The sequence below is a fragment of the Buchnera aphidicola (Pemphigus obesinymphae) genome (genome assembly GCF_026122815.1).
Taxonomy (GTDB): domain Bacteria; phylum Pseudomonadota; class Gammaproteobacteria; order Enterobacterales; family Enterobacteriaceae; genus Buchnera_C; species Buchnera_C aphidicola_BJ.
Window position 1 is genome coordinate 23,854 of sequence record NZ_JAIWQW010000004.1, and the last position, 6,877, is coordinate 30,730.

Consider the following 6,877-nt stretch of genomic DNA (forward strand, 5'->3'; position numbering starts at 1 on the left):
CTCCTATATATTTATATTAATAATCATTATAATTAATTAAAATTATATATAATCATTTTAATTAATATTAAAAAAATTGTTATTTTTTTCAGATAAAAATCCATAATATATAAAAATATTTAGTATTTTAAAAAAATAAATATTATATTATATTTAATATGATAATATTTTAAATGTAAGAATTTTGTTCTAAACTAATAATGTATTATTAAAAAATAAAAAATAATTCCGCGATTATATTTAACCATTAGCGATTTTAAAAATATACATTTCGGGTATCAAACCTTATTGACCATCATTCAAAAAAAAGAAATATATAATCAACTAATTATTATTATTTTTAAACCTTATTTTTAAGACTCTTCTAAAACATCAATACCATTTCTTATGATAAAAAATTATATAAAAATCGAAAATTTTCTACATAAATTATAAATAATCACTCCATCATAAATGCCCGATATTAAATTTTAACCAATAAATTTCTGATATTTTTAAAAAAAATAAGATGGAAAATTTATTTATCAAATCTCATTGCTATTAAAAAAAAAGAAATCACCTACATTTAAATACAAAAATACAACAACATAATTACCATATAATTAATTTCAATATTACTAATAAAAGCAAAATTTAAATTCGCTAAAATATTAAAAGTAATTCTTTAATAAAGAAACAATATTTTTTAAAATATTTACGATAAAAACACTTATTTAAAAAAATATTTTATAAATACTTAATATTGTTATTAAACTTAACATTTTAATTCAATAGAGAAACTTGAAGTCCATTTATTTAATGTTACAATTAATTTATGTAAAAACATATAAAAGTACTATTATATATCAATTAGGAATCAATATTCTTTTTTCTCAAAATTTTAAATAAAAAATTAAATTTTGTAAGAAAGCCCAATCAATTATAATTAATTTCAATACGTGATTAAAATCAATATCAAAATATGAGAAAAAAAATGAATAATTATAAATCTACTTTAAACCTACCAGCGACTAAATTCTCCATGAAAGGTAATTTGTCTCAAAAAGAACCCGATATAATAAACCGATGGAATGCCGATAATTTATACAAAATAATAAGAAAAAGTAAAATAGGGAAAAAAAAATTCTTATTACAAGATGGCCCACCCTATGCGAATGGTGATATTCATCTTGGACATGCCCTTAATAAAATTTTAAAAGACATAATTATAAAATCAAAAAATTTATCAGGATTTGATGCTCCCTATACACCAGCATGGGATTGTCATGGATTACCGATTGAACATAAAGTAGAAAATATCATTGGAAAACCAGAAAAAAACATCACTTTTAAAGATTTTAGATTATTTTGTAGAAAATATGCAGAAAAACAAATAAAAAAACAAAAAAAAGATTTTATACGATTAGGAATATTAGGAAACTGGGAAAATCCTTATTTAACTATGGATTTTGTAAATGAAGCTGATGTTATTCGTTCTTTATCTAAAATTATTGAAAATGGATATATATACAAAGATTTTCGTCCAGTACACTGGTGTCTTGACTGTGCTTCTTCTCTTGCTGAAGCAGAAGTGGAATATCACGATAAAATATCAGATTCTATAATTGTTATGCTATCAGCAACAAATATTGATGTTATTAAAAAAATATTCAATCTAAATATCACATTAAAAAAATCAAATATACTAATTTGGACCACAACACCCTGGAGTCTCCCTGCATGTCGTGCAATTACACTTCATCCAAATTTTGAATATCAGTTAATAAAAATAAAAAATAATACTATTATTATAGCAAAAAATTTAGTTGAAATAACTATAAAAAAAATAGGAATTTTGAAATGGAAAATCATCGGCACTACAATAGGAAAAAAGTTAGAAAATTTAGAGTTTGCTCATCCATTCTTAAATTTTAACATACCTATTATATTAGCAAAACATGTAACAGAAGATACAGGAACAGGAGCTGTACATACCGCTCCCGATTATGGTCAAGACGACTATAAAATATCTAAAAAATACGGAATAAAATTAACTAACATTATTGATGTTAAAGGATATTATAAAAAAGATATACATCCAATATTAAATTATGTAAATATATTGCAATCTAGTAGTGTGATTCTCAATTTTTTAGAAAAAAAGAAAATATTATTACATAAGTCTAAAATTATACACAGTTATCCCCATTGTTGGCGCCACAAAACACCTATTATTTCCAAAGCCACTCCCCAATGGTTTCTTAATATAGACCACATGAACTTAAGAGAAAAATCTATACAAGAAATAAAACGTATTAAATGGGTACCTGATTGGGGAAAAGCAAGAATGGAATCAATGATATCTAACCGTCCAGATTGGTGTATCTCACGACAAAGAACATGGGGAATCCCTATTCCACTATTCATACATAAAAAAACAGGTCATCTCCATCCAAATACTACTCTTTTGATTGAAAAAATTGCACAAAAAGTCGCTTTAAATGGAATTCAAATATGGTGGAGTTTAGAACTAACAGATTTAATACAAACCAATGATGCACATCAATATAAAAAAGTTCTTGATGTATTAGATGTATGGTTTGAATCAGGATCTATTACAATATCGAAAATATATAAAAAAATTGATATTATAAACAACCAAGCTGATTTATATTTAGAAGGTTCAGATCAATATCGCGGTTGGTTTATGTCTTCTTTAATCATATCCATGGCAATCACAGGAAAATCTCCTTATCATGAAATTGTTACTCATGGTTTTACTGTAGATAAAAATAAAAGAAAAATGTCTAAATCTATAGGAAACACCATCAGTCCCATTGACATTATAAAAAAATTAGGAGCAGATATTTTACGTTTATGGGTCGCTTCTACCGATTATTCTAAAGATATGTTTATTTCTGATGTAATATTAAAACAATCCTCTGACTATTATAGAAGAATTAGAAATACAATCAGATTTTTACTCGCAAATTTAAATGAATTTAACCCAAAAATAGACTTTATAAATTTTGAAGATATGATTCATATTGACAGATGGGCTATTTCAAAAACGTTAAAAATTCAAAAAAAAATTATATGTTCTTACGAAAATTATAAATTTCATGAAGTTATAAAAATATTGATTCATTTTTGCTCTATAGAAATGAGCGCTTTTTATTTAGATATTATTAAAGATCGTTTGTATACAACAAAATACAAAAGTCATTCCAGAAAAAGTTGTCAAACAGCTATGTATTTAATATTACAAGCATTAGTAAGATGGATAGCTCCTATACTTTCATTCACTGCCGATGAAATTTGGGAATATATACCTGGTCAAAACAAAAAATACGTATTTACCGAAGAATGGTTCAGTAATTTATTTAATTTAGACAATAATCAATTATTCAATAATAAATATTGGGATGATTTAATAAAACTTAGAAATGAAGTTAATCAAGTATTAGAACTAGCTAGATTAAATAAAAAAATAGGTACTTCATTAGAAGCATCGATAACACTGTACGTAGATAAAAATACTAAAAAAAAATTAAAATTTCTTGGTAATGAACTAAAATTTTTTTTCATTACTTCTGATTGTCAGATAAAAGATTACATCTTATCTTCACCTGATTCTATCAAAAGTAAAATAATTAAAAATGTTAAAATTGAATGCAAAAAACATAAAGGAAAAAAATGTCCTCGTTGTTGGCATTATGTCGATTATCTAGAATATAATCATTTATATTCTAACCTATGTCATAGATGTATTAAAAACACGTCTAAATCCGGTGAAAAACGTGAATTTATATAATTCAATACTAATTTTACTTAAAAAAAAATATTATATTTTTTTATTTTTAATAATTGTAATCAGTGATCTTGTAAGCAAAAATTTAATTATAAATTATTTTTCATTATATGAACTTAAAAAAATATTACCGATATTTAATTTTTTTTATATCGATAATTATGGCAGTATATTTGGTCTATTTTCTGATAGAAAAATATGGCAATACTGGTTTTTAATTCTCTCTAATATAACAGCTATTATAATTATTTCTAAAATAACATATTCATCTATAAGTAATAAAAAAAAAGAAATATCTTATGTATTTATTATGAGTGGAGCAATAAGTAATTTACTAGACCGTATTTCTCATGGTTTTATAGTAGATTTTATTGATTTTCACATTTATCAATGGCATTTTCCTGTCTTCAACATAGCAGATATAAGTATTTTTATTGGTATCATACTTTTAATAAAATTAAATATTTTAAACAAATTAAATAAAAAATATTCTAAACAAAAATATTGATTAAACAAATAAAAAACTAAATATTTTATATATAAATATTTTGACTGATCCAATAAATATTAGATTCAAAATTAAATAATTTATTAATTAATACTAAAATATAAACTATTTTATTATTTTACCATAATATATTTTAAAAAAATTAAAAATAAACTGTTAATAAAATATATATAAAACTAGTTTGAAAACAAATAAAAAATGTTGATCAATAAAAAGTCAACTTACAATTGTAATATCATTAAAAAATAAAAATAAAAAATAATACACGGGGAAAAATCTTAAAAATTTATTTATAAAAAAGCAAATTATTGTTTTTTAATATAAAAAATATTTATAAAAATACCAAAAAAACAATAGAAATTATGATTAAAAAATATTAAATGTTATTAACACTTAAAATATCAAATTAATAAAAATAGAATTTTATTCTATCAATAAAATTTAAAGTTATGAAAAATATTTAAAATACATATATTTACTATACTCATAGTAATACAGTATATTACTATAAATATAATTATTATATTTCATAACTCTTTTAAATCATATGTGTATGCACAATGCTAAAAATGGTACAAAAATGAAAAAAAATAAAATAAAATTAGGTATTTCTGGAGCCCTGGGTAGAATGGGGAAAATATTAATCAAAGAAACAATTAAAAAAAAAGAAATAATTTTAAATACAGTTATAGTCAATAAAAAAAATATATTTATTCAACGTGACATAGGAGAAATACTAAATATTGGTAATATTGGTGTAAAAATTAATGATTCTTTAGAAAAAGAAATTAATAATTTAGATGTTCTAATTGATTTTAGCACTCCCCAAAATACAATAAAAAACTTAGAAATATGTGAAAAATATAAAAAAAATATTGTAATTGGTACCACTGGATTTAATCCAATAGAAAAAAACAAAATCAAAACTATCAGCAAAAAAATCGGCATTGTATTAAGTTCAAATTTTAGCATAGGAATCAATATCCTTTTAAAAATGATAGAAACAAGTTCACACGCTATAAGCAATGATACTGATATTGAAATTATTGAATCACATCACAAAAATAAAATTGATTCTCCTTCAGGAACTGCTTTAACTATAGGAGAAACTATTGTTAAAAATATGAAATGGAATCAAGAATCTTACTCTATATATAGAAAAAAAGGATTAATTGGAAAAAGAGAAAAACAAAAAATTGGATTTTCTGTAATAAGAGCAGGTGATATTGTTGGAGAGCACACTGTTATCTTTGCTAATACAGGTGAACGTATTGAAATTAGTCACAAAGCAAGCAATAGAGTTCCTTTCGCTCAAGGAGCTATTCAATCAGCTATTTGGCTACATAAAAAAAATGCAGGCTTATTTACCATGCAAGATGTACTAAATTTTTAATTTGTCTTTGTATAGAAAAATTTAAAAAATCGGAGGATAATTTGAATCAATCAGCAACATTGATTTTACAAGATGGAACCACTTTTCACGGTCAATCAGTAGGAGCTTCCGGATATACTATAGGAGAAATTGTATTTAATACTTCTATGACTGGTTATCAAGAGATTTTAACAGATCCTTCTTATTCCAATCAAATCGTTACTCTCACATATCCTCATATCGGTAATGTTGGCACAAATATATTTGATGAAGAATCCCATAAAATTCATATAAAAGGATTAATTATTAAAGAAATGTCAACGATATCTAGTAATTATCGATCTACATATAGTTTACCTAATTACCTAAAAAAAAATAATATTATAGCTATTTCTAATATTGATACAAGAAAATTGACACGTATTTTAAGAAACAAGGGATCTCAACACGGTTGTATTTTTACAAAGAATATACTTACTATTGCTACAGCGATTAAAAAAAATAAACAATTTTTGGGTCTTGAAGGAATTGATTTAGCTAAACAAGTATCTACTAAATATTTTTATACATGGCAAAATGATCTCATAAAAAAACAAAAAAAAACACTTTATCATGTTGTAGTATATGATTATGGTGTAAAAAAAAATATATTATCAATTTTATCAAACAAGGGTTGCCGATTAACTATTGTTCCAGCGGAAACTTCCGCAGAAGAAACGTTAAAACTATCTCCACACGGTATTTTTTTATCTAATGGACCTGGTGATCCAAGAGCATGTCTTTATGCTATTGCTGCTATTAAAAAATTTTTAAAAAAAAATATACCTATATTCGGAATCTGTTTAGGACATCAGTTATTAGCGTTAGCTAATGGTGCTAAAATCATAAAAATGAAATTTGGACATCATGGTGTTAATCACCCCGTAAAAAATATCACTAATAATAAAGTAATGATTACTTCTCAAAATCATAATTTTACTGTGGATATAAACAGTATCCCAAATAATATACAAATCACGCATATATCTCTCTTTGACAATTCGTTACAAGGTATACATTTAAAAGATAAATTAGCATTTGGTTTTCAAGGACATCCTGAAGCAAATCCTGGACCTCAAGATCCCATAACTTTATTTGATCACTTCATAAAATTAATTAAAAATAATATGAATTATAATAATATTTCAGGAATAAAATTCTAATGCCA

At 23.6% G+C, this 6,877-nt stretch carries 4 protein-coding genes; all 4 read left to right on the forward strand.

Annotated elements, in window-relative coordinates:
* The first annotated feature begins 973 nt into the window (after positions 1 to 973).
* The 4 genes from ileS to carA all read left to right on the forward strand — a co-directional run bounded on the left by ileS (position 974) and on the right by carA (position 6,872).
* Positions 974 to 3,793 (forward strand): isoleucine--tRNA ligase, encoded by a 2,820-nt coding sequence (gene ileS / locus LDP10_RS01265; protein WP_265196934.1) that lies wholly within the window; start codon positions 974 to 976, stop codon positions 3,791 to 3,793.
* On the forward strand, positions 3,780 to 4,298 hold the full coding sequence (gene lspA, locus LDP10_RS01270; RefSeq protein ID WP_265196935.1) for a signal peptidase II: 519 nt from the start codon (positions 3,780 to 3,782) through the stop codon (positions 4,296 to 4,298). The genes ileS and lspA overlap by 14 nt, the downstream gene beginning before the upstream one ends.
* A 580-nt stretch (positions 4,299 to 4,878) precedes the next feature.
* Positions 4,879 to 5,691, forward strand: coding sequence for a 4-hydroxy-tetrahydrodipicolinate reductase (gene dapB, locus LDP10_RS01275; protein ID WP_265196936.1), 813 nt, complete (start codon positions 4,879 to 4,881; stop codon positions 5,689 to 5,691).
* A gap of 41 nt (positions 5,692 to 5,732) precedes the next feature.
* Complete coding sequence (gene carA, locus LDP10_RS01280) at positions 5,733 to 6,872, forward strand: glutamine-hydrolyzing carbamoyl-phosphate synthase small subunit (RefSeq protein WP_265196937.1); 1,140 nt, start codon at positions 5,733 to 5,735, stop codon at positions 6,870 to 6,872.
* Positions 6,873 to 6,877 lie beyond the last annotated feature (5 nt).

Excerpts from the sequence above, each read along its gene's own strand:
- dapB (WP_265196936.1), top strand. The coding sequence starts at position 4,879 with ATGAAAAAAAATAAAATAAAATTAGGTATTTCTGGAGCCCTGGGTAGA.
- ileS (WP_265196934.1), top strand. The coding sequence starts at position 974 with ATGAATAATTATAAATCTACTTTAAACCTACCAGCGACTAAATTCTCC.